The organism is Ideonella sp. sgz306126 (assembly GCF_056032705.1).
This window is the reverse complement of sequence record NZ_JBVYWP010000004.1, coordinates 568162-590276: the sequence shown is the minus strand read 5'-3', so window position 1 is coordinate 590276 and position 22115 is coordinate 568162. Positions and strand designations below refer to the sequence as shown.

At 62.6% G+C, this 22115-nt stretch carries 21 protein-coding genes; 9 read left to right on the top strand and 12 right to left on the bottom strand.

The window, feature by feature from the left end:
• The 6 genes from AC0N04_RS15140 to AC0N04_RS15115 all read right to left on the bottom strand — a co-directional run.
• Nucleotides 1-1403, bottom strand: a 1403-nt coding sequence (locus AC0N04_RS15140; RefSeq protein ID WP_474283060.1) for an Ig-like domain-containing protein, incomplete at its 3' end; no start/stop codon positions are given.
• Between the two features lie 481 nt (nt 1404-1884).
• Nucleotides 1885-2238 carry an H-NS histone family protein gene (locus AC0N04_RS15135; RefSeq protein ID WP_474283059.1) on the bottom strand — a complete coding sequence of 118 codons (354 nt, stop codon included), beginning with the start codon at nt 2236-2238 and terminating at the stop codon, nt 1885-1887.
• Nucleotides 2239-2302: 64 nt separating this feature from the next.
• A complete protein-coding gene (locus AC0N04_RS15130) occupies nt 2303-2536 on the bottom strand; it encodes a hypothetical protein (protein WP_474283083.1) in 234 nt (77 codons plus the stop codon).
• 167 nt (nt 2537-2703) lie between these two features.
• Nucleotides 2704-3438: an arginyltransferase gene (locus AC0N04_RS15125; protein WP_474283058.1), complete on the bottom strand. Its 735-nt coding sequence runs from the start codon at nt 3436-3438 to the stop codon at nt 2704-2706.
• A complete protein-coding gene (gene aat / locus AC0N04_RS15120) occupies nt 3435-4214 on the bottom strand; it encodes a leucyl/phenylalanyl-tRNA--protein transferase (protein ID WP_474283057.1) in 780 nt (259 codons plus the stop codon). The genes AC0N04_RS15125 and aat overlap by 4 nt, the downstream gene beginning before the upstream one ends.
• Nucleotides 4215-4330: 116 nt before the next feature.
• Entirely contained in the window at nt 4331-6781 is a 2451-nt protein-coding gene (locus AC0N04_RS15115) for a sodium-translocating pyrophosphatase (protein ID WP_474283056.1), read from the bottom strand.
• A 223-nt stretch (nt 6782-7004) separates the two neighbouring features.
• On the opposite strand from AC0N04_RS15115, the gene ppa reads away from it, so the two are divergent.
• Nucleotides 7005-7547: an inorganic diphosphatase gene (ppa, locus tag AC0N04_RS15110; RefSeq protein ID WP_474283055.1), complete on the top strand. Its 543-nt coding sequence runs from the start codon at nt 7005-7007 to the stop codon at nt 7545-7547.
• Nucleotides 7548-7572: 25 nt separating this feature from the next.
• Here the strand turns inward: ppa and AC0N04_RS15105 are convergent, their stop codons facing one another.
• Nucleotides 7573-8760 carry a GNAT family N-acetyltransferase gene (locus AC0N04_RS15105; RefSeq protein WP_474283054.1) on the bottom strand — a complete coding sequence of 396 codons (1188 nt, stop codon included), beginning with the start codon at nt 8758-8760 and terminating at the stop codon, nt 7573-7575.
• On the opposite strand from AC0N04_RS15105, the gene AC0N04_RS15100 reads away from it, so the two are divergent.
• Both AC0N04_RS15100 and AC0N04_RS15095 read left to right on the top strand, forming a co-directional pair.
• Complete coding sequence (locus AC0N04_RS15100; protein WP_474283053.1) at nt 8759-10462, top strand: NAD+ synthase; 1704 nt, start codon at nt 8759-8761, stop codon at nt 10460-10462. The two genes, AC0N04_RS15105 and AC0N04_RS15100, sit on opposite strands and share 2 nt — an antisense overlap.
• Before the next feature lie 45 nt (nt 10463-10507).
• Complete coding sequence (locus AC0N04_RS15095) at nt 10508-10846, top strand: P-II family nitrogen regulator (protein WP_474283052.1); 339 nt, start codon at nt 10508-10510, stop codon at nt 10844-10846.
• Nucleotides 10847-10880: 34 nt separating this feature from the next.
• Here the strand turns inward: AC0N04_RS15095 and AC0N04_RS15090 are convergent, their stop codons facing one another.
• The 5 genes from AC0N04_RS15090 to AC0N04_RS15070 form a co-directional block, all read right to left on the bottom strand.
• Complete coding sequence (locus tag AC0N04_RS15090; protein WP_474283051.1) at nt 10881-11477, bottom strand: LOG family protein; 597 nt, start codon at nt 11475-11477, stop codon at nt 10881-10883.
• Nucleotides 11478-11634: 157 nt separating this feature from the next.
• Entirely contained in the window at nt 11635-12183 is a 549-nt protein-coding gene (locus tag AC0N04_RS15085; RefSeq protein ID WP_474283050.1) for an RDD family protein, read from the bottom strand.
• On the bottom strand, nt 12180-12950 hold the full coding sequence (locus AC0N04_RS15080; protein ID WP_474283049.1) for a DUF3106 domain-containing protein: 771 nt from the start codon (nt 12948-12950) through the stop codon (nt 12180-12182). Before AC0N04_RS15080 ends, AC0N04_RS15085 begins: the two co-directional genes overlap by 4 nt.
• A 1-nt stretch (nt 12951) precedes the next feature.
• Complete coding sequence (locus tag AC0N04_RS15075; protein WP_474283048.1) at nt 12952-13404, bottom strand: DUF3619 family protein; 453 nt, start codon at nt 13402-13404, stop codon at nt 12952-12954.
• Entirely contained in the window at nt 13401-14039 is a 639-nt protein-coding gene (locus AC0N04_RS15070) for an RNA polymerase sigma factor (protein WP_474283047.1), read from the bottom strand. The genes AC0N04_RS15075 and AC0N04_RS15070 overlap by 4 nt, the downstream gene beginning before the upstream one ends.
• A gap of 174 nt (nt 14040-14213) precedes the next feature.
• On the opposite strand from AC0N04_RS15070, the gene AC0N04_RS15065 reads away from it, so the two are divergent.
• From AC0N04_RS15065 to AC0N04_RS15040, 6 genes are all read left to right on the top strand, one after another.
• Nucleotides 14214-16001 carry an acetolactate synthase 3 catalytic subunit gene (locus AC0N04_RS15065; protein ID WP_474283046.1) on the top strand — a complete coding sequence of 596 codons (1788 nt, stop codon included), beginning with the start codon at nt 14214-14216 and terminating at the stop codon, nt 15999-16001.
• 164 nt (nt 16002-16165) lie between these two features.
• Nucleotides 16166-16657 (top strand): acetolactate synthase small subunit, encoded by a 492-nt coding sequence (gene ilvN, locus AC0N04_RS15060; protein WP_474283045.1) that lies wholly within the window; start codon nt 16166-16168, stop codon nt 16655-16657.
• A gap of 59 nt (nt 16658-16716) precedes the next feature.
• The gene (gene ilvC / locus AC0N04_RS15055; protein ID WP_474283044.1) at nt 16717-17733 is read left to right on the top strand and encodes a ketol-acid reductoisomerase; all 1017 of its coding nucleotides are present in this window, start codon (nt 16717-16719) and stop codon (nt 17731-17733) included.
• 106 nt (nt 17734-17839) lie between these two features.
• On the top strand, nt 17840-18670 hold the full coding sequence (gene pssA / locus AC0N04_RS15050; protein ID WP_474283043.1) for a CDP-diacylglycerol--serine O-phosphatidyltransferase: 831 nt from the start codon (nt 17840-17842) through the stop codon (nt 18668-18670).
• 209 nt (nt 18671-18879) lie between these two features.
• A complete protein-coding gene (leuA, locus tag AC0N04_RS15045; RefSeq protein WP_474283082.1) occupies nt 18880-20577 on the top strand; it encodes a 2-isopropylmalate synthase in 1698 nt (565 codons plus the stop codon).
• Nucleotides 20574-22115 carry a 2-isopropylmalate synthase gene (locus AC0N04_RS15040; protein ID WP_474283042.1) on the top strand — a complete coding sequence of 514 codons (1542 nt, stop codon included), beginning with the start codon at nt 20574-20576 and terminating at the stop codon, nt 22113-22115. The genes leuA and AC0N04_RS15040 overlap by 4 nt, the downstream gene beginning before the upstream one ends.

Sequence of the window (22115 nt, the reverse complement as noted above, 5' to 3'; positions counted from 1 at the left end):
GCGGCATCGGTCAGCGTGGCACTGACGGTGAGGGTCGATCCTTGAGCCGGCTCGGCGAACGAGGTGACGTAGACGCCGGCCGTGAGGTCGGCGGCAGTCAGCACATGGGTCTGCGGAGTGACGCCGTCGGTGATGGTCAGCGTGTCACCGACCTGGGCGCCGGCGGGCAGGCCGATCGAGACCGCGTCGTGGCCAGCCACTTGTGCGGCCTGCTCGGCGGCGTTGATGAAGCCGTCGTTGTTGGCGTCGGCGGTGAGAGCGACCGATGGCGCGGCGGGTGCGCCCGTATCGATCGTGATGGGAACGGTACCGCCGGTCGTGTTACCTGCTGGATCGGTTTCTGTGATCTGAACCGTACCGCTGGTGCCGTTCGGAAGTGATTGCGTCGGCGTCACGCTCCAGGTGCCGTCGCCACCCACGGTGGTCGTCAGGACCTCGCCTGTGGCGGGAAACTTGACTTGGATTGTGTCGCCAATTTCCCCGGTGCCGCTGATGGTGGGCGTGGTGTCACTGGTGATGCCATCACCGTGGGTGCCGGTGTCCGACCCCGGGTCGAGCCGGGCGGTCAGCGGCGGAGGCGAGGTGTCGACGGTGGTGCTTGCCGTTCCAGGAGGCGACACGGTGCCGTTCGAATCGGACAAGGTCGCCGTGGCCGCTATGGTGGAGCCGTCCGCCGGTGTCGGGATGCTGGTATTCCAGCCTTGGGCCTGGATATCGGCAAGGGTAATCAAATGGGTTTGTGTGATCGCGCCGATCTGAAGCGTGATCGTGTCGCCCGTTGCGGCATTGGCGGGCAAACCGACATGGATTTGGAGCGCGCCGTTACCATTGATTTCGGTCCGATTGAGCCGGCCATCGTGGTTGACGTCGGCGGGAAAGGTTACCGAAGGGGCGCTCAATGCACCGACGGAATTGGTCTGGTGGGCGCCGTCGTACAACTGAAAATTCGGTCGAGCCGAAGGCTCGTTAGGATTCTGCTCAAAACTGGCCGGCTGGACGGACTCGGTAACTCGACCAACGCGCAAGCCAGGCTCAAGAGGGCTGTCGCCAGGGCCTGCTGCCGCTGCGGTCTCGGCATCGCCCCGATTCAAAGATGCGATGACCTTGTCGATGTCCGTCTGCCCATGAGGAGCGATCACCTGAACGATGCCGTCCTGCGAGGTGAGCACCACATCACCCTTGTGCAGTACGTCACCGGGCTTCAACGCATGAAACAAGCCGTCCTTCCCGCGGACCATGGCTTCACCTTGAAGCAGCGAGACCGTGCCAACCAAGCGCCGGTTGACCGCAAAGCCTTTGGCCAACGCGGCCTGCATTGCGACGTCTGCTGCAGGCTGTGGCCCGGGCGCGGCGCTGTGGCGATGAACGGCCGGCGCCTTGACACTGGGTCCTTTGGTGGTCATGCGGAGTCTCCCGGGAAGAAAGCGATCAAAACTGCAACAAGAGTAACAGGAGGCGTCGACAAGGAGACGAGTGACTCCGCCTATCCATGCATAAATGGGCTGAGATCGTGCATCCTGTCACTGTTGACTTCGTTAAAAATGTAACATAACGTGTCGATTCGAGCCTGCGATGAAGCCGTAAATCAAAGATGCGATCTGGTGGTTGGACGAGTGATGTCTGATCCAGCGCTTATCGACTGCTCGGCGGAGAATCTGAGGTCCGACTCGTGCGTGTAGCTCCGATTAAAACGACTTCGCGCAGAAGAGTGACGCCGAAACGTGACGTGCGTCACGCAAAAATGCATGATTTAGCATGCCAATGTTGTCGGCGTGGCGGGCTCAAACGGGCATCGGCCCCAAGCGACTGGCCCATGTCGCTGCCTCCTGCGACACCGACCGTCAACCGTGCCGATCGAGGACTCTCGATCGTTGCCGGCCTATGTCAACCGGCTGCGGGCTTGAGTTCGTCCAGACGCAGGCCTTCGCGGAGAAGCGCCTGACGTAGCCAATCGGGGTGCGGGCCTTGGCCATCCCAGGTTTCTCCCGAAACGGGGTGACGATATTTGACAGGACGTGACGACGGTGCCGCGATCACCGGGTCTTGTTCATCGATTAACAAATCCTGAGGAGTGATACCCCAGAATTCCATCAAAGCCTGAATTCTGTGGATGATTGCGGCTCGCTCACGACGACTCAAGGCGCGGGGACCTTGGGTCGTGTGCGCGGTCAAACCGTCAAAGGGAAGGTCCTCCGGCAGGTTTCCTGGCGGGGACTTGGACAGGAACGCCGAGGGCATGATTCGGTTCCGGGGCGCCAGACGCAACAAGGGCCCGCAATCCTTGGGTCGCGGGCCCTTGGGATCAGGCTTGAGAGGCCTGATCCAGTTCCTTGCACGAAGGCGAGCAAACTGCTTGGGCCTTGCCCAGGAGCTTGCGTGATTTCAGTTGGGCACGTGGCCGGTGCTTTCCGCAGAGAAAACACGACATGGTGGCGGCACCGAAGGCGCCCGTTGCGGAAAAAGGTGAACCCGCTACTTTGGAGCGGTACCTCAAGCCACCGGCGTCGATGGCAGTCTTGGGATCGTCCTTGGCCAGAATGAGCTCCTTGATATCAGGTCATCGAATAGGCACGCCATCTTGCGCGTGGCGCGTAGCATTAGCCTGTCATTATCCCACGAAGGGACATTCGTGAGGCCGCAGAGGCCGCCCGGAGCGTTCTGCCGGTGCCTGACGCAGGCAGCCTTTCGCTGGCCGACACCCCATCAGGCGTCTTGCCAGACGTTGTTGCGCCGCAGTTGACAGGGGCGGAACTGCACCTTGTAGGCCATCTTGGGGCTGTCGGCGATCCAGTAGCCAAGGTACAGATGAGGCAGTTTGAGCTGTCGAGCTTGTTCGATCTGCCAGAGCACGCACCAAGTGCCATAGCTGGCCTTGACCGCCGGATCATAGAAGGTGTAGACGGCAGACAGACCATCGTCAAGCACGTCGACGATGGCGACGATGCGCAGCACCCCGGGGCCGTTGTCGGGTGCAGGTTCGCGGAACTCGATCAATCGAGAATTGACACGACTTTGCAGCAGGAACTGGCTGTATTGGTCCACGCTGTCGTGGTCCATGCCGCCGCCGGCATGGCGACCGGCTTGGTAGCGCAGGTATAACTCGTAGTGTTCAGCCACAAAGCCCAAACGCATCACGCGGGCCTTGAGCGAGGCGTGCGCCGCCCAGGCGCGCCGCTGACTGCGGGAAGGCTTGAACCGTGCGACCGGCACTCTCAACGGCTGGCAGGCTTGGCAGCCATCGCAGAGCGGACGGTAGGTGAAGAGGCCGCTGCGTCTGAATCCGGTGGCCACCAGCGCGGAATAGATCTCCGCATGGATCACATGTCCGGGCGTGGCCACCTGCGAGCGCGCCAGACGGTCTGGCAGGTAACTGCAGGAATAGGGCGCCGTCGTATAGAACTGGAGCGACGCGAATGGAAGCTCTTTGGGGTGGGTCACGGATCGGCCTGCATGGGTGCGGCGTCGGGCGGTGAAGCCTCTCGGTCAAGCAACTGTTCCCAGTACGCTGCATCATAGGTCCAGCAGTCCGGTGCGGGCAGTACGGTGGTTGCGCGAAGATGGGCCTCAAAAGGCTCACGTGCGACCGGTCGCGCGCCCAGGGTGGCCAAGTGGGCGGTCTGCTGCTGGCAGTCGATCAGTCGAATGCCATGGGTGCGACAGAAGGCCACCAGCGCGGCCAATGCAATCTTGGAAGCGTCTGTTTGGCGAGCAAACATCGATTCGCCAAAAACCATGCGTCCGAGGTTGACCAGATACAGGCCACCAACCAATTGCCGGTCCACCCAGGTCTCGACGCTGTGGGCGTGGCCGGCGCGGTGCAGACGGGTGTAGGCAGTCACCATCTCCGGCAGGATCCAGGTGCCATGTTGTCCTTGCCGAGGCGTCTGCGCGCAAAGATTCACAACGGCCTCGAAGTCATGGTCGAAGCGGATCTCGCATCCGGGTGTGGCGATGAAGCGCCTCAAAGTTTTGCGCAATGATCGCGAGAGCTTGAAGTCTGCGACGGGAAGAACCATCCGCGGATCGGGACTCCACCAGAGTATCGGTTGGCCTTCGGCGTACCAGGGAAAGATACCGCGCTGGTAAGCCGCCAGAAGACGCTCCACGCTCAGCCCGCCACCGGCCGCAAGCAGGCCCGGTGCGTCCGTGAATTCATCCAGCGCCAACGCCGTCGGAGGAAACGGCGTGTCGTCGTCCAGCCAAGTCAGTCGCATGGGTTCTCAGCATACGTTGCGCGCAGCTGGGGTGTTGCCTGCCGGCATGAAAAAGGCCGCCATTCGGCGGCCTTAGGAGTGGCAGGGTGTGACGGCATGGTGTGCCGCCCTGGATCTCACATCAGCTTGACGTCCACCCGGCGCGCGTCGGCCTCGGCCCCCGCGTTGACTTGTTCTGGTTTCATCAATTCGATGTGGTCCTGGGCAACCCCGTCGGCGATCAGCGCGTCGCGCACCGCCTGTGCACGCTGCTTGGCCAACTCGGCGTTCTTGGTCGGATCGCCCGAGGCGTCGTGAAAGCCACTGACCACCAACTTGCCCTGGCCTGCCTTGGCCGCATCGGCCAGTTTGCTCAGACTGTCGGCGACGCCCTCCGGCAGGGCTGCGGAACCCACGGCGAAGAAGATCTTGATCGCATCGTCGGCAGCGACGCTTGCGCTGGCAGCCGACGCGGCGGCATGGCTCGTGGCCGCCGACATCGCTTGCGGGCTCGACGAGGCTGCCATCGGCAGCAGCGGCACGATCAGCAAGGCGACGATATTGATGATCTTGATCAGCGGATTCACTGCCGGCCCGGCGGTGTCCTTGTACGGATCGCCCACCGTGTCCCCCGTCACCGCGGCTTTGTGGGCTTCGCTGCCTTTGCCACCATGGTGGCCGTCTTCGATGTATTTCTTGGCGTTGTCCCACGCGCCGCCGCCGGTGCACATCGAGATCGCGACAAACAGGCCGGTGACGATCGTCCCCATCAGCAGCCCGCCCAGAGCGGCAGCTCCCAGGGTCATGCCGACGATGATCGGCACCACCACGGGCAGCAGCGACGGAACGACCATCTCTTTGATCGCGGCCGTGGTCAGCATGTCGACCGCCTTGCCGTATTCCGGCTTGGCCGTGCCTTCCATGATGCCCTTGATCTCGGCAAACTGTCGGCGTACTTCCACCACCACCGAGCCGGCGGCGCGGCCGACGGCCTCCATGGCCATGGCGCCGAACAGGTAAGGGATCAGCCCACCGATGAACAGGCCCACGATCACCTTCGGATCGCTCAGGTTGAAGTCCACGTGCATGCCCCGGGCTTCAAGCGAGTGGGTGTAGTCGGCGAACAGCACCAGTGCTGCCAGGCCGGCTGAACCGATCGCGTAGCCCTTGGTGACCGCTTTGGTGGTGTTGCCCACCGCATCCAGCGGGTCGGTGATGTCGCGGACGCTCGCCGGCAGTTCGGCCATCTCGGCAATGCCGCCGGCGTTGTCGGTGATCGGGCCATAGGCGTCCAGCGCAACGACGATACCGGCCATGCTGAGCATCGCGGTCGCGGCAATGGCGATGCCATAGAGCCCGGCCAGGCCGTAGGCCACCAGGATCGCGATGCTCACGAAGATCACGGGCCAGGCGGTGGAGCGCATGGAGACGCCCAAACCCGCGATGATGTTCGTGCCGTGGCCCGTGGTGGAGGCCTGGGCGATGTGCTGGACAGGCCCGTACTGCGTACCGGTGTAGTACTCGGTGACCCAGACCAGCGCGGCGGTCAGCACCAGTCCGACAGCGCAGGCGCCGAACAAGGCTCCCGCCGATACCGACGCCCCCGAGGCGAGCGTCAGGGCCTGCGGAAAGAACCACATCGTGACGAAGTAAAAAGCGATCAGCGACAGCACGCCGGCCACTGCCAAGCCCTTGTACAGCGCTGGCATCACGTTCTTCATGCCCGGCGATGCCTTGACGAACGAACAACCGACGATGGAGGCGATGATGGACACCCCGCCCAGCATCAACGGGTAGACGACGGCTGCCATCGGGGCGCTGGCCACCATCAGGGCGCCCAGCGACATGGTGGCGATCAAAGTCACCGCATAGGTTTCGAACAGGTCGGCGGCCATGCCAGCGCAGTCGCCGACATTGTCGCCGACGTTGTCGGCGATCACCGCCGGATTGCGTGGGTCGTCTTCGGGAATGCCCGCCTCGACCTTGCCCACCAGATCGGCGCCCACGTCGGCCCCTTTGGTGAAGATGCCGCCGCCCAGGCGCGCGAAGATGGAGATCAGCGAGGAACCGAACGCAAAGCCCAGCAACGGCTTCAGCGTGTGCGACAGGCCGGTCTCAGCGTCAGGCGAGGCGCCCCCGGTGATGAGCAGGAAAAAGACACCCACGCCCAACAGCCCCAAGCCCACCACCAGCATGCCGGTGATGGCGCCCCCTTTGAAAGCGACGTTCAGCGCCGGCCCGATTCCACGCGTCGCCGCCTGTGCGGTGCGCACGTTGGCCTTGACCGACACGTTCATGCCGATGAAGCCACAAGCCCCCGACAGGAAGGCGCCCAGCACGAAGCCGGCCGCCGTCTTGCCGTCCAGGAACAAGCCGATCAGGACGGCCAGCACGACACCGACCATCGCGATGGTGCGGTATTGGCGGGCCAGGTAGGCGGCCGCCCCTTGCTGGATCGCTCCGGATATCTCCTGCATGCGGGCGTTGCCCGCGTCCTGGCTGAGGATCCAGCTTCTCTGCACAAAACCGTAGACGACGGCTAACAGACCGCACGCCAGCGCCGCATAAAGCGCCATGTTGGTGGACATCAAGGTTTCTCCTTCCGCTCACAGCCCCGTTGTTCGATCGGCGCCCGGGAGGTCAGCACCCATCGCGGGCCCATCCCAGATCGCCGGGCCATGCTAAGGGATGGCCCGATGCGTCGGCATGGTGTTTTCCTGCGGTGTGTCAACGAAGTGAGCATGTCAGGGCGAGGCAAGGGGCTTCCGTAGAATCCGGCTGTTCCCGTACCACCTTCTCACCGAGACCAGCATGAGCCTGCACAACGTTCCAGCCGGCGCCAAGGCGCCTGAAGAGTTCAACGTCATCATCGAGATTCCGATGAACGCCGACCCGATCAAATACGAGGTCGACAAGGCCAGCGGCGCCATGTTCGTCGACCGTTTCATGACCACGGCGATGCACTACCCGTGCAACTACGGCTACATCCCCGACACCTTGTCGGACGATGGCGATCCGGTGGATGTCCTGGTGATCACGCCTTATGCGTTGACCCCCGGCGTCGTCGTTACCTGTCGTCCCCTGGGTGTACTGAAGATGGAGGATGAAGCGGGGGTCGATGCCAAACTACTGGCAGTGCCCATCACCAAGGTCTGCCCGATCTACTCGCACTGGAACAAGCCCGACGACATCAACCAAATGCGTCTGAAGGCGATCCAGCACTTCTTCGAGCACTACAAGGACCTGGAGGCCGGCAAGTGGGTCAAGGTGACCGGCTGGGAGGGGCCTGAGTCGGCGATGCAGGAAGTGGTCGACGGACTGAAGAACTACCAGTCGACCAAGACCGGCGCCTGAGGGGCGAGGCGGGCACGAAGGCGAGCTAGCGGCTCTGTGCCCCGTCACGGAATGGATTGCGCTCCCGCAGTTCGTCCAGGTAGGCATCTACCCCGGCGCCTTCCCGCGCTAGAAAGTCCTCGATGGCCCGTGCAAACTGCGGGTGGGCCAGCCAGTGGGCCGACAAGGTGTTCACCGGCAGCAGACCGCGCGCCATCTTGTGTTCGCCCTGGGCCCCGCCTTCGAAGCGCAGGAATCGCTGCTCGATGCACCATTTCAGGGGTTGGTAGTAGCAGGCTTCGAAGTGCAGGCAGGGAATCGCTTCGGTCGCTCCCCAGTAGCGACCCCATGCGACACCTTGGCTGCGGTCGATGGCCACCAGGGAACAGGCCACCGGCCGTCCCTCTTTCCAAGCGGTGAATAGCAGCCAATGGTCCGGCAGGGCGCTGGCGACTTCGCGGAAAAACGAGCGCGCCAGGTAGGGCGTGGATCCGTGGGCACGGTAGGTCTGGACATAACATCGATAGAAATAGTCCCACTGGACTTCGGTGATCTCGCGCCCCACGGCACTGGTGAACTTGACGCCGGCCTCGGATACCTTGCGCCTGTCCTGCTGGATTTTTTTGCGCTTGTCGCGCTGCATGCGGGCCAGCATGTCGTCGAAGCTGGCATGGGGCGCGTCGACGTTTTGGGTCCAGTGGAATTGCACGCCGCTGCGCAGCATCCAGCCTTCCGCCTGTGCCGCCGTCGCGTCCGCTGAGTCCATGAACAGCAGGTGAGCGGAGGAGAGGCCCGTGTGCTGAGCCAGTGCCCGCAGGGCCTTCAGCAACTGGCGCCGGCCTGCGTCGCTCGTCGCCAGCAGTCGGCTGCCCGGCACCGGCGTGAACGGGACGGCGCTCAACAGCTTCGGGTAATAGGCGAGACCATGGCGCTCGTAGGCGTCAGCCCAGGCCCAGTCGAACACGTATTCACCGTAGGAGTGGCTCTTCCGGTAGGCCAGCGCGGCAGCCACCAGGTGCCCCGAATGGCGTACCGCGATGAACTGAGGTGTCCAGCCGCTCTCCGCGACTGCGCTGCCAGATCGGTGCAGTGCCAGCAGGTACTCGTGCCGCATGAAGGGCGTCGGCATCGGGCTGGCCGCGAGCAGGGCATTCCATTCGGCGGCTGGGACGAGGGCGGGGTCTTCAAGGACCGCGATGTGATAATCGTTCGCTTCGTCTTCGGTAGCGTCCATGTCAAGCTCGGCTCGCGTCCAGGTAGCGCTCATGCAGATCAATGCCACGGTGGGAGACCTGCCGGGCAATGTTCGCTTGATCGAGGAAGCCGCACGAGCGGCCCATGCCCAGGGCGCGCTCGTCGCGCTGGCACCCGAGCTGGCGCTGACGGGGTATCCTCCCGAAGACCTGCTCCTGAGGCCGGCCTTCATGCAGGCCTGCGAGCAGGCCCTCGATGATCTGGCGCGGCGCTTGGCCGACTGCGATGGCTTGCATCTGGTGGTGGGGCATCCGCAGCAAACGGTTGGACATGGAGACGATGTTAGGTCGAAGTCTTTGTCCCTGCCGCGATGTTTCAATGCGGCCACCGTGCTGGTAGGAGGCCATCGCCTGGCCACCTATTTCAAGCGCGAACTTCCCAATTACCAAGTTTTCGACGAGCGCCGATATTTCACCTCGGGGCGCGACGCAGGCGGGGCTGCCGTGGTGTTCGAGGTGGCAGGCCTGCGTTTTGGCGTGCTGATCTGCGAGGATGCCTGGTTCGATGAGCCGGCTCTCGCGGCGCAAGCTGCCGGAGCGCAAGTGCTGTGCGTGCTCAACGCGTCTCCGTTCCACGTTGGCAAACAACTTGAACGCGAATCGCGCATGGCGTCCCGAGCCCGTTCGCTGCAACTGCCGTTGCTGTATACACATCTGGTCGGGGGGCAGGACGAGGTCGTGTTCGACGGAGCCTCGTTTGCAGTCGACCGAGACGGCCGGGTTCAAGCGCGGGCCCCCAGTTTCGAGGCAAGCACTTGGATGGTGACGGTGGCCGCGGATGGCTCGGTCAGCGGCGAATTGGCGTCGCTGCCGGGGCCCGAAGCCGAGGTATGGTCCGCACTGGTGATGGGCGTACGCGACTACTTGGGCAAGAATGGGTTTCCGGGGGCGATCATCGGTTTGTCCGGTGGTGTGGATTCCGCCCTGGTGCTGGCGCTGGCGGTCGACGCGCTGGGGGCAGACCGTGTTCGCGCAGTGATGATGCCGTCACGTTACACGGCAGAAATATCCTGGCTGGACGCACGCGACATGGTCGAGCGACTGGGCGTGCGCTACGACGAGATCGATATCAGCCCGATGTTCGATGCTTTCAGGGGTGCGCTCGCAGACCAGTTTGCCGGCTTGCCGGAAGACGCCACCGAGGAAAACATCCAGGCTCGAGTTCGAGGCACCTTGCTGATGGCTTTGTCGAACAAGACCGGCGCCATCGTGTTGACGACCGGCAACAAGAGCGAAATGGCCACGGGCTACTGCACGCTCTACGGCGACATGGCGGGCGGCTTTGCCGTCGTCAAGGACGTGGCCAAGACCTGGGTGTACCGGTTGTGCGAGTGGAAGAACCGGCAACCGAGCCTCCGGGCCGATGGATCCGTCGGCCCGGTGATTCCGGAGCGCATCATCACCCGAGCACCATCGGCCGAACTTCGTCCGGACCAGACGGACCAGGACAGCCTGCCGCCTTACGAGATCCTCGATGCGATTCTGGCGCGGTACATGGAGGACGACCAGGGACTGGAAGACATCGTGGCTGCAGGGTTCTCGCGCGCGGACGTCGAACGGGTCACGAGGCTCATCAAGATCAACGAATACAAGCGACGTCAGTCGCCTGTGGGCATTCGCATCACCCACCGAGGCTTCGGGCGCGACTGGAGGTATCCGATCACGTCGAAGTTCCGTGCTTAAATTCGGCTTCGCTCGCTGTATCCCTCGTTCTAGCCGGAGTTCCCCATGAAGCAAATCACTGCCATCATCAAACCGTTCAAGCTGGAAGAGGTTCGCGAGGGCTTGGCTGAAGTCGGCGTATCGGGCTTGACCGTCACCGAAGTCAAGGGCTTCGGTCGCCAGAAAGGGCACACCGAGCTCTATCGCGGGGCCGAGTATGTGGTGGATTTCCTGCCCAAGGTGAAGGTCGAGGTGGTCGTCAAGGACAGTGACGTCGACCGTGCGATCGAGGCGATCGTCAAGGCAGCCAAGACCGGCAAGATCGGGGATGGCAAGATCTTCGTCACGTCGGTCGAGCAAGTCGTTCGCATCCGTACCGGCGAAACCGACGAATCCGCTGTTTGACGACGAGACTGGCGGAGGTCGGAGTCCGCCAGTTTCAGATGAACTGGAAGCCGACGTCGTTGCCGTGGCCGGCCTGTACGGCAGCAGCCAACTGGTCCAGCACGGTGGTGGGGTCCTCGTGCACAGTCAGCATCTTCATCTGACGGTTGTCCATGAAACCCTCGTGGCAGCCGCGGTCTAGGAAGGTCATCAGCGGGCTGTAATAGCGTTGCGTGTCCAAAAGTCCGATCGGCCGGGCGTGGTAGCCGATGTGCCGCCAAGTCCAGACCTCGAACAGTTCTTCAAGGGTGCCGATGCCGCCCGGCAGTGCAAGAAAGGCGTCGGCCATCTCGGCCATCGCCCGTTTGCGTTCGTGCATGGTTCGCACGACCCGCAATTCGGTCAGTCCGAGATGCGCAACTTCCTTTTGCACGAGTCGTTCAGGAATCACGCCGACGACTTCGCCGCCTGCGCCAAGCGCGGCATCGGCCACTTCGCCCATCAAGCCGACGTTTCCACCACCATAGATCAGGCGCCACCCCCGTTGTCCGATCTGGCGTCCTATGTCACGCGCCGCGGCGGTGAATTCGGGATTTGCGCCGTGGCGGGAACCGCAGTAAACGCAGACAGACAGGCGGGCAGAGGCTTTCATGGCGCGCGAGGTGGTGTATCGGTCTTGATGTCGACGCAGAACCAGCAGGACAAGAGAACCGAATCGGGTGGGCTGACCAGGTCGATGTCCGCAGTGATGCCCGGCTTGTCTGGCCCCGCTTGGTTGGGGCCGGCCGCCGCTGATATCAATCTGGCAATCAGCCGCGCGGATCCACTTCTTGGCGAGGTGTTTTAGATCGCCAGGTGATCAATCGCGTACCGCAGAGGGCATCGTGCCAGAACTGGCGTTGGGCGTGCAAACGCGAGAGCAGCGCAAATCCCAGGATACCGGCTCCCAAGACGACAAACGCCGTGCCCCAGTCAGTACTTCCTAGCCACCACAGCGTGAGCAACGCCGGAACAAACCACAGCCATGCGAGCAGGTAGCGCGCAAAAGCGCGGGGCTGAGAGACCGGTTCGCCCCTGACGTCAACCAAGCGGATATGCCAAGCGCGCATGGCCACCGTTTGCCCACCCCGCGACCAGAACCAGGTGAAGTAAATGGCCAGCACGACGAAGAGGAACAGTTGCAGGCCCAGTCGCCCCTGCATGGCATGGTGCATCTGGGTCAGCGCTGAATAAAGATAGCCCGTGATCATCAGCACGCCAAACAGCAGCACGCCCTCATAAACAAAGCAGGCAAGCCGACGGGCCAGGCTCGGGGTCTGAACGGGGGGCGCACCCGAAGTGCTGTCGGCCGTGCTCAAGGTGCGGACGCCGGACGGCGTGGCAGCGGCGCGGGCGCTGGATGGGCGGCCGGTGGTGCCGCTGGCTTGGGCAGCAGGGTGATCCTGTCCACCATCGTGGGTTCCACGTTGATCTTGAGTTTTCCGCTGCGTTGGTGCAGCGGAGGATGTGGCTTCACGGTGACGAGATTGGTGGTCGCCCCGGGACCGTTTTGCACCAGCGTAGGGGCGACCGAGCGTGGGCGCTGCACGCTAGGGGGACGGACGATGTTGGACTTTCGAGCTTGCTCGCCCAGGGGGGCGCCGCGCATGACGCGTGCCGGGGCTGATGAGGCATGCGCAGGATGTGCCGCTTCACGGGCCAGGGCTTCGCGACGCTCTTTGGGAAGCGCTTGATAGGCCTCCCATTGGGCGCGGCGGTCCTGACTGGGAACTTGACGAGCCTGCTGAAAATTCAGACGCGCTTGCCCGCGTTGCCGCGGCGACAACTTCGCCCAGTCGCTCATCCGTCGCTGCAGGCGGGTTTGTTGGTCTGGCGGCATGGACGGGAAGCGAGCAGCAATCTCCAGCCATTTCTGACGGCGTTCGGGTGGCAGTTGCTGCCATTCGTCGGCCAGTGGGGCCAGGGCCGCCTGTTGCTGAGGCGTCAACCGGGCCCAGGCAGGGCTGGCTGCCGTCTTGGGTTCGGCTGCAACAACACCTGAACTCCAGAGGCTACCCCAGGCCAGGACAAACCACAGGATCGCCGCAATCAGTTTCCGGTTCGGTGTGGGCTGAATGGATCGCACGTCAGTCCCGTGGATTCTTCAGAAATTCGACAAAACCCGGATCGCTGTAGGCCGCCGGCGGCAAATCGTCTGCCAGCAAAGCACTGTCGACATCGGCAGCAGCGTTGATCTGTGCGCGATCCAGCGACTGGTCGATCAAAAACAATCCGCCGACCAAGACAGCCAGCGGCACCAGCGAGGCCAGACGGGTCCACCATGCAGGATGGCTGCCCAGCACCGCAGCACCCGACGGGCTCATGCCAATCACGATCGCCTGACCGCCTGCGGTCGCAACCGCGCGGCGCTGTGCGCGCACCCGCTCAAGGGCTTGCTCGCGGGCGAAACGCAGGCGCTCGCGGATGTCCGGGTCCGCCGCGTCGACGTGGCGGGTCAGGGCGGCTGCGACACGCAGGCCAAAGCGGGCCTCCAAACTGGAAGCCGTGTCATGTGCAAAGACGTTGGCAGGTGTTTTCATGGCGCGATTCCCTTGGCTTTGAGCGACTTGGCCAGTGCGTGCACCGCGCGGGAGCAATGCGTCTTCACACTCCCTTCCGAGCAGCCCATCACGGCAGCCGTCTCGGCGACGTCCAGTTCCTCCCAGTAACGCAGCAGAAAGGCTTCGCGTTGACGCCCCGGCAGTTGTGCCACTTCCTGCTCAATAACTAGCAAAATTTGTTCCCTGCCATAGGTGTCGGCAGCGCTTTCGGCACCCAGCGACCCTTCCATGGTCTCGAGCGTTTCAAGCAGATCGAAGTCGCCTTCCTCATCCGATCCTTCGAAATCGGACATGTTCTGCATCACGGCATTGCGCACCTTTTGCCGCCGGAACCAGTCCATGGTGGCGTTCGACAGGATGCGCTGGAACAGCAGAGGCAGTTCTGCCGCTGGCCGATCAGCATACTTTTCGGCCAGCCGGATCATGGTGTCCTGGACGATGTCCAGCGCGGCATCCTCGCTTCTCACGGTGTACACCGTGCGCTTGAACGCGCGCTTTTCGATGCCCTTGAGGAAGTCGGATAGTTCTTTGTCGGTGGCCAAAGTCTTGGCGGTCCGTTTGCCGGATCTGATGAAGGACGGCGGAATTATGGCATTCGAACTTCGCCGTCTCATGGCTGGTGCGGCAACGATGTAATAATGCTGCTTCGCACAATTTGCGAATGGTCTCAGGCCGCCCCGACCGCGGGTGACGGCAGTTGTTGATCGCGCAGGTCTTGATTCCGCCTCACGAGGGCGCGAGAAGAGGCACCGAAGGTTTTTCGTCAGAGAAATTCACAGAGGTTCGAAATGGACATGTCTGCCGCGGAAGTCAAGCGCGCCGCTTTGGCGCAACCGCACAATTCTTCCCCCTCCGCCACCGCTCAGGAGCCGAACGGCTCGGAGATCCTCGTTCGCTGCCTGCAGGCCGAGAACGTCAAGTTCATCTGGGGCTACCCGGGTGGATCGGTGCTTTACATCTACGATGCCCTGTACAAGCAGGACACGATCCAACACGTCTTGGTGCGCCATGAGCAGGCGGCGGTGCACGCTGCCGATGGTTATGCGCGCGCAACTGGCGATGTGGGCGTGGCCCTGGTCACCTCCGGACCGGGGGTGACGAATGCCGTGACCGGTATCGCTACCGCGTACATGGATTCGATCCCGATGGTGATCATCACCGGCCAAGTGCCTACGCCCGCGATCGGACTGGACGCCTTCCAGGAGTGTGACACCGTGGGCATCACGCGCCCGGTGGTCAAGCACAATTTCCTGGTCAAGGACGTGCGCGATCTGGCCATCACGCTGAAGAAGGCCTTTCACATTGCCCGCACCGGCAGGCCCGGCCCCGTGGTGGTCGACGTTCCCAAGGACGTCTCGCTCAAGACCACGCCGTTCCACTACCCGGACCATGTGGAGATGCGCTCCTACAACCCGGTGAAGAAGGGACATGGCGGCCAGATCCGCAAAGCCGTGCAGTTGCTGCTGAACGCCAAGCGCCCCTACATCTACACCGGTGGCGGTGTGATCCTGGGGAACGCGTCGGCCGAGTTGCGCGAACTGTGCGACCTGCTGGGTTACCCGGTCACCAACACGCTGATGGGCCTGGGGGCGACACCGGCGTCGGATCCGAAGTTCCTGGGCATGCTGGGCATGCATGGCACCTACGAGGCCAACATGACGATGCAGCACTGCGACGTCCTGCTGGCGGTCGGTGCCCGATTCGACGACCGTGTGATTGGCAACCCCAAGCACTTCGCGTCGGTGGAGCGCAAGATCGTCCACATCGACATCGATCCTTCGTCCATCTCCAAGCGCGTCAAGGTCGATATTCCCATCGTCGGTGACGTCAAGGATGTGTTGCAGGAACTGATCGGGCAGGTTCGCGAAGCGCAGCAGCGCGTTGATGCGGGCACCTTGTCGCAGTGGTGGGGCCAGATCAACGAGTGGCGCAAGCAGGACTGCTTGAAGTTCAAGCTCAGCGACGACGTGATCAAGCCTCAGCAGGTGGTTCAGACCCTGTGGGAACTGACGCGCGGAACCGACAGCTATGTCACCTCCGACGTCGGTCAGCACCAGATGTGGGCGGCGCAGTATTACCGCTTCGATGAACCTCGTCGTTGGATCAACTCTGGCGGCCTGGGCACGATGGGCGTTGGTCTGCCCTATGCCATGGGCATCAAGCTGGCCAAGCCCGATGCGGACGTGTTCTGCATCACCGGTGAGGGGTCGATCCAGATGTGCATCCAGGAACTCTCCACCTGCCAGCAGTACAAGACGCCGGTGAAGATCATCTCGCTCAACAACCGCTATCTGGGCATGGTGCGACAGTGGCAGGAACTGGACTATCAGGGCCGCTACTCGCACAGCTACATGGATGCGCTGCCCGATTTCGTCAAGCTGGCCGAAGCTTATGGCCACATTGGCTTGAAGATCGACAAGCCTTCCGAGGTGGAGCCGGCGCTCAAGGAGCTGATCCGCTTGAAGGATCGCACCGTGTTCTTGGACGTGCGCACTGACCGCACCGAGAACGTCTGGCCCATGGTCAAAGCGGGCAAGGGCATCAGCGAGATGCTGCTGGGGTCTGAAGACTTGTAAGCCGTCGATGGCTTGCCAGGTGTGCCGGTTACCGCCGGCGCGGCTTGCGCAAGCCCGAAACCGCTGAACGGTACAAGACACATATTCAACTGACGGATTCGAAGGGTGCGGCCAAGGCCCGGCGGTTACCGCTGCCGGTCTGAAGAGCGCACCAGGAGATAGCCATGAAACACATCATTGCCGTGCTGCTCGAGAACGAGCCCGGCGCATTGTCCCGCGTGGTGGCGCTGTTCTCGGCCCGCGGCTACAACATCGAAAGTCTGACGGTGGCGCCCACCGAAGATGCGTCGTTGTCGCGCATGACCATCGTCACGACCGGGTCTGACGAGGTGATCGAGCAGATCACCAAACATCTGAACAGGCTGGTGGACGTGGTGAAGGTGGTGGACTTGACGGAGGGCCACTACACCGAGCGCGAACTCATGCTGATCAAGGTGCGCGCGGTCGGCAAGGAGCGCGAGGAAATGAAGCGCATGGCCGACATCTTTCGCGGCCGCATCATCGATGTCACCGAGAAGAGCTACACCATCGAACTGACCGGCGATGCCGGCAAGCTCGACGCCTTCATTGAAGGCATCGATCGCGCCGCCATTCTTGAAACCGTACGCACCGGCTCCAGCGGGATCGGGCGCGGCGAGCGCATTTTGCGTGTCTGATCGGCTTCGATCACAATCCCTTCCCGCCTGAACCTGAACTCACTGCTAGAGAGAATCCCATGAAGGTCTATTACGACAAGGACGCCGACCTCTCCCTGATCAAGGGCAAGAACGTCACCATCATCGGCTACGGATCGCAAGGTCATGCCCATGCCCAGAATCTGAACGACTCGGGTGTCAAGGTCACCGTGGGCCTGCGCAAGAGCGGTGCTTCCTGGGGCAAAGCCGAAGGCGCCGGCCTGAAGGTGGCCGAGATCGCCGATGCGGTCAAGGCCGCCGACGTGGTCATGATCCTGCTGCCGGACGAGCAGATCGCCGACGTGTACCGCAACGAGGTCGAGCCCAACATCAAGTCCGGCGCTTCGCTGGTCTTCGCGCATGGTTTCAATGTGCATTACGGTCAGGTCCAACCGCGGGCCGACCTGGATGTGTGGATGGTCGCTCCCAAGGCGCCGGGCCACACCGTTCGCAACACCTACCGTCAAGGCGGCGGCGTGCCTCATCTGGTGGCCGTGTACCAGGACAAGACTGGCAAGGCCCGTGACCTGGCGCTGAGCTACGCCGTGGCCAACGGCGGCGGCAAGGCTGGCATCATCGAGACCAATTTCCGCGAAGAAACCGAGACTGACCTGTTTGGCGAGCAAGCCGTGCTGTGTGGCGGCACGGTGGAGTTGATCAAAGCAGGTTTCGAGACGCTGGTCGAAGCCGGTTACGCGCCGGAAATGGCCTACTTCGAGTGCCTGCATGAACTCAAGCTCATCGTGGACCTGATCTACGAAGGCGGCATCGCCAACATGAACTACTCGATCTCGAACAACGCCGAATACGGCGAATATGTCACCGGCCCCAAGGTCGTGACGGCTGAGACCAAGAAGGCCATGCAACAGTGCCTGAAGGACATCCAGACCGGTGAATATGCCAAGAGCTTCATCCTCGAGAACAAGGCCGGCGCGCCGACGTTGATCTCGCGCCGTCGCTTGACCGAAGAACACCAGATCGAGATCGTCGGCGAGAAGCTGCGCGCGATGATGCCCTGGATCAAGGCCAACAAGCTGGTGGACAAGAGCCGTAACTGAGGCCATCGCCCAGCTTTTGTTGCGAGTGGGGCCGCCGTCGAGCGGCCCTTTTCGTTGCATGGCCTGATGTATCCTCCGGCCCCATGATTGCAACGCCTGAAGGCCCATGACCCGACCCGATCCCGAGCTGCACGATGACGATCTCGAGTTGACCGAGACCCCACGGCCGCGCCGCAAGGGCATCTACATCCTGCCCAACCTGTTCACGCTGGGAGCGCTGTTTGGTGGCTTCTACGCGATCGTCATGGCCATGAATGGCCGTTTCGAACAATCCGCGTACGGCGTTTTCTGGGCCATGCTGCTGGACAGCCTCGATGGTCGCGTGGCCCGGATGACCAACACCCAGAGTGCGTTCGGCGAGCAGATGGACAGCCTGTCGGACATGGTCAGCTTTGGCGCGGCGCCGGCCCTGATCGTGTACGAGTGGGCGCTGAAAGGCCTGGGCAAAGCCGGCTGGGTGGCGGCGTTTGTCTACTGCGCGTGCGCAGCATTGCGCCTGGCCCGGTTCAATACGAATATAGGGATCGTCGACAAGCGCTTCTTCCAAGGCTTGCCCAGTCCGGCCGCCGCCGCGCTGGTGATCGGTTTCATCTGGGTCCTGGATGACGCCGGCTTCAGGGATGTGTCGACCTCGATGCCGCTGGCTTGGTTGACGTTTGTCGTGGTCCTCTATGCGGGACTGACCATGGTGACGAATGTGCCGTTCTATAGCTTCAAGGACGTCAACCTCAAACGCACGGTGCCTTTCGTCGTGACGGTGTTGATCGCGTTGGCCATCGCTGCGATCACGATCCATCCGCCCATCGTGCTCTTCGCGATTTTTGGGGTTTACGGTTTGTCGGGTTATGCAGTCTATGGGTGGCGCAAATCCCATGGCCGACCTGTGAGCGTCATCTCCACGTCGACCGATGAGCCCGACGAGCGCGGCCTGCATTGATCCTGGCGTGTTATATTGAAATCATGATCTTGCAAGCCTGCTTCGCCTTGCTAGCGCTGCCCCTAGCCACCGAGCGGGCCGCCGATCGAACACGTCTGTAGAATTTCCAGTCATTCCATTCGGATCCACGGCCCGCCAGCGTCACGCAGCGGGCCGTTTTCTTTCCGGCTGCGTGCACCTCACACCTCCCGGAGATGCGCCCGATGTCCATGCTCAAGAACCCTGCCACCAAGTACCGTGCATTTGCGCCGGTGTCCCTGCCTCACCGCCGTTGGCCGGACGTCCAACTGACGCGTGCGCCGCAGTGGTGCAGCGTCGACCTGCGCGACGGCAATCAGGCGCTGATCGAGCCCATGGATCCGGTGCGCAAGCGGCGCATGTTCGATACCTTGGTGCAGATCGGGTTCAAAGAGATCGAGGTCGGCTTTCCCAGTGCCTCCCAAGCCGATTTCGACTTCGTGCGCCAACTCGTCGAGCAAGATGGCATTCCTGCTGATGTCACCGTCCAGGTGCTGACGCAGGCCCGAGCGCCGCTGATTCGCCGCACCTTTGAGGCACTGCGCGGCGTCCCTCGGGCCATCGTGCACTTCTACAACGCCACGGCGCCCGTGATGCGTCGCGTGGTGCTGGGCTTGGACGAAGGCGGCATCGTCGACTTGGCGACCGAGCACGCACGTCTGATCCGCGATTTGGCCGCCGAGCAAACGGGCACGCAGTGGACTTTCGAGTACTCGCCCGAAATGTTTTCCGGCACCGAGCTCGCGTTCAGCAAGCGTGTGGTCGATGCCGTGACCGAGGTCTGGCAACCCACTGCGCAGCACAAGTGCATCGTCAACCTGCCGTCCACCGTCGAGCACTCCACCCCCAACATCTTTGCTGACATGGTCGAATGGATGCATCGGAACCTGGCCCGTCGCGAGGCCATCGTGCTGTCAGTGCATCCTCACAACGATCGTGGCACCGGTACCGCCGCGGGCGAATTCGCGCTGATGGCGGGAGCCGATCGCATCGAAGGCTGCCTGTTCGGCAATGGCGAGCGCACCGGCAACGTGGATCTGGTGAACATCGCGCTGAATCTTTATACCCAAGGCGTGTTGCCGGGACTGGACTTTTCAGACATCGACGCGATCCGCCGGACCGTCGAACACTGCAACCAGCTGCCGGTGTCGCCGCGCCACCCTTATGTCGGGGATCTGGTCTACACCTCGTTTTCTGGTTCGCACCAGGACGCCATCAAGAAGGCTCTTGCGGCACGCCGCGAGGGTGATATCTGGGACATGCCCTACCTGCCCATCGACCCCAAGGACCTGGGGCGCAGCTACGAGGCGGTGATCCGGATCAACAGCCAGTCCGGCAAGGGCGGCATCGCCTACCTGTTGGAAGCAGAGTATGGACTGGAGTTGCCGCGGCGGCTTCAAATCGAATTCAGTCAAGTGGTGCAGGGGGTCACGGACGTGCAAGGTCGGGAAATGACGGCGGCCGATCTGTGGGCCTTGTTCCAGCAGGTCTATGTTCGACCCGAACCGGTGCTGGACATGGTCCGGTCCGGCGAACTCGCCGACGGCCAAGTGCGCGTCCGGGCAAACGTCAACACAGTACGGGGGATCTACCATGTGGACGGGCAAGGCAATGGTCCGCTGGCGGCTTTCGTGGCCGGTCTGCAGACCGCCATCGGACAAGAGATCGACGTGCTCGATTACCATGAACATGCCTTGAGCGGCGGTGCGCAGGCCCGCGCCGTCGCCTATCTTGAGATGAGGGTGGCGGGGCGTACCTTGTTCGGCGTCGGCATGGACGGCAATCTGGTTCATGCCTCCATGAAGGCCGCGCTCAGCGGGCTGAACCGGGCACTGCAAGGCCCTTCTGCCCATTCATCCGATACATTCGCCGAGGAGACTTTCGCATGAGCGACAAACTGATCATTTTCGACACCACCCTGCGCGACGGCGAGCAGTCTCCGGGTGCCTCGATGACGCGAGACGAGAAGCTGCGCATTGCGCGGCAACTGGAGCGACTGAAGGTCGATGTGATCGAGGCGGGTTTCGCCGCCGCTTCGAACGGCGATTTCGAAGCGGTCAAGACCATTGCCAGCCACATCAAGGATGCGACCGTCTGCTCGCTGGCGCGGGCCAACGACCGCGACCTGTCGCGTGCCGCCGAGGCCTTGGCCGGCGCTGCGCGCAGCCGCATCCACACCTTCATAGCCACCAGTGCGCTGCACATGGAGAAGAAGCTGCGCATGACGCCCGATCAGGTCTTCGAGCAGGCCAGGCTGGCGGTGCGCTTTGCGCGCAACCTGTGCGGCGACATCGAGTTCTCTCCCGAGGATGGCTACCGCTCCGACCCCGACTTTTTGTGCCGGGTCATCGAGGCCGTGATCGCGGAAGGTGCCACGACCATCAACCTGCCCGACACCGTGGGTTATGCCATTCCCGAACTCTACGGCAACTTCATCAAGGACTTGCGCGAGCGCATCCCGAACGCCGACAAGGCGATCTGGTCGGTGCACTGCCACAACGATCTGGGCATGGCGGTGGCCAACTCGCTGGCCGGCGTCAAGATCGGCGGTGCGCGCCAGGTCGAATGCACCATCAATGGCTTGGGCGAGCGGGCCGGCAATTGTTCGCTGGAAGAAGTCGTGATGGCCTTGCGCACCCGGCGCGACTATTTCAAGCTCGACGTCGGGGTGGATGCCACGCAGATCGTTCCGGCCTCACGCATGGTCAGTCAGACCACCGGATTCGTCATCCAGCCGAACAAGGCAGTGGTTGGGGCGAATGCGTTCGCACACGCCTCCGGCATTCATCAGGATGGTGTGCTCAAGGCTCGCGATACCTACGAGATCATGCGTGCCGAAGACGTGGGCTGGGCTGCCAACAAGATCGTGCTGGGCAAGCTGTCGGGCCGCAACGCGTTCAAGCAGCGCCTGCAGGAACTGGGCATCGAACTCGAGTCCGAAGCCGAGATCAATGCCGCGTTCGCCCGGTTCAAGGATTTGGCCGATCGCAAGAGCGAAATCTTCGACGAAGACATCATCGCGCTCGTCGGCGACGAGAGTGTCTCGGCAGAGCATGAGCACTATCGTCTGATCGCGCTGAACCAGCATTCGGAAACGGGCGAGCGGCCCCAGGCGCAAGTCACATTCCTGATCGGCGAGCGTGAGGTGAGCAGTCAAAGCGATGGCAACGGACCGGTGGACGCCAGCCTCAAAGCCATCGAGGCTCATGTTCAAAGTGGCGCAGAAATGCTGCTCTATTCGGTCAACGCCATCACCTCGGGAAGCACAGAATCCCAGGGCGAGGTGACGTTCCGTCTTCAGCATGGTGGACGAATCGTCAATGGGGTCGGTTCGGACCCGGATATCGTTGTCGCGTCGGCCAAAGCCTATCTGGCGGCGTTGAACAAGCTGCATGGCAGCGTGGATCGGGTCGTAGCCCAGGGGTGA

Excerpts from the sequence above, each read along its gene's own strand:
- AC0N04_RS15135 (WP_474283059.1), bottom strand. The coding sequence starts at position 2,238 with ATGCCCTCGGCGTTCCTGTCCAAGTCCCCGCCAGGAAACCTGCCGGAG.
- aat (WP_474283057.1), bottom strand. The coding sequence starts at position 4,214 with ATGCGACTGACTTGGCTGGACGACGACACGCCGTTTCCTCCGACGGCG.
- AC0N04_RS15115 (WP_474283056.1), bottom strand. The coding sequence starts at position 6,781 with ATGTCCACCAACATGGCGCTTTATGCGGCGCTGGCGTGCGGTCTGTTA.
- ppa (WP_474283055.1), top strand. The coding sequence starts at position 7,005 with ATGAGCCTGCACAACGTTCCAGCCGGCGCCAAGGCGCCTGAAGAGTTC.
- AC0N04_RS15100 (WP_474283053.1), top strand. The coding sequence starts at position 8,759 with ATGTCAAGCTCGGCTCGCGTCCAGGTAGCGCTCATGCAGATCAATGCC.
- AC0N04_RS15105 (WP_474283054.1), bottom strand. The coding sequence starts at position 8,760 with ATGGACGCTACCGAAGACGAAGCGAACGATTATCACATCGCGGTCCTT.
- AC0N04_RS15095 (WP_474283052.1), top strand. The coding sequence starts at position 10,508 with ATGAAGCAAATCACTGCCATCATCAAACCGTTCAAGCTGGAAGAGGTT.
- AC0N04_RS15090 (WP_474283051.1), bottom strand. The coding sequence starts at position 11,477 with ATGAAAGCCTCTGCCCGCCTGTCTGTCTGCGTTTACTGCGGTTCCCGC.
- AC0N04_RS15075 (WP_474283048.1), bottom strand. The coding sequence starts at position 13,404 with ATGAAAACACCTGCCAACGTCTTTGCACATGACACGGCTTCCAGTTTG.
- AC0N04_RS15070 (WP_474283047.1), bottom strand. The coding sequence starts at position 14,039 with ATGAGACGGCGAAGTTCGAATGCCATAATTCCGCCGTCCTTCATCAGA.
- AC0N04_RS15065 (WP_474283046.1), top strand. The coding sequence starts at position 14,214 with ATGGACATGTCTGCCGCGGAAGTCAAGCGCGCCGCTTTGGCGCAACCG.
- ilvN (WP_474283045.1), top strand. The coding sequence starts at position 16,166 with ATGAAACACATCATTGCCGTGCTGCTCGAGAACGAGCCCGGCGCATTG.
- ilvC (WP_474283044.1), top strand. The coding sequence starts at position 16,717 with ATGAAGGTCTATTACGACAAGGACGCCGACCTCTCCCTGATCAAGGGC.
- pssA (WP_474283043.1), top strand. The coding sequence starts at position 17,840 with ATGACCCGACCCGATCCCGAGCTGCACGATGACGATCTCGAGTTGACC.
- leuA (WP_474283082.1), top strand. The coding sequence starts at position 18,880 with ATGCTCAAGAACCCTGCCACCAAGTACCGTGCATTTGCGCCGGTGTCC.
- AC0N04_RS15040 (WP_474283042.1), top strand. The coding sequence starts at position 20,574 with ATGAGCGACAAACTGATCATTTTCGACACCACCCTGCGCGACGGCGAG.